This is a genomic window from Streptomyces poriferorum, assembly GCF_019399235.1.
Taxonomy (GTDB): domain Bacteria; phylum Actinomycetota; class Actinomycetes; order Streptomycetales; family Streptomycetaceae; genus Streptomyces; species Streptomyces poriferorum.
Genome location: NZ_JAELVH010000646.1, coordinates 1 through 445, shown reverse-complemented (window position 1 = coordinate 445; position 445 = coordinate 1). Strand labels below are relative to the sequence as shown.

Sequence of the window (445 nt, the reverse complement as noted above, 5' to 3'; positions counted from 1 at the left end):
AACGGCCCGGGGCCGCGCGGTGGGTTTCACCGTGCGGCCCCGGGCCGTCGTCCGTGTGTGCCGGTCGAGGTCAGCCCTTGCGGGCGGTGATCTCGTCGGTGAGCTGCGGGACGACGTTGAAGAGGTCGCCGACGACGCCGTAGTCGACGAGGTCGAAGATGGGGGCTTCGGCGTCCTTGTTGACCGCGACGATGGTCTTGGAGGTCTGCATGCCGGCCCGGTGCTGGATCGCGCCGGAGATGCCCGAGGCGATGTACAGCTGCGGGGAGACGGACTTGCCGGTCTGGCCGACCTGGTTGGTGTGGGGGTACCAGCCCGCGTCGACCGCGGCGCGCGAGGCGCCGACCGCGGCACCGAGCGAGTCGGCGAGTGCCTCGATGATGTGGAAGTTCTCCGCACCGTTGACACCGCGGCCGCCCGAGACGACGATCGCGGCCTCGGTCAG

At 70.8% G+C, this 445-nt stretch carries 1 protein-coding gene; it reads right to left on the bottom strand.

The features are described from left to right. Window positions 1-70: 70 nt before the first annotated feature. Window positions 71-445: electron transfer flavoprotein subunit alpha/FixB family protein (locus JGS39_RS40230; RefSeq protein ID WP_219574684.1), on the bottom strand; the 375-nt coding region annotated here is incomplete at its 5' end.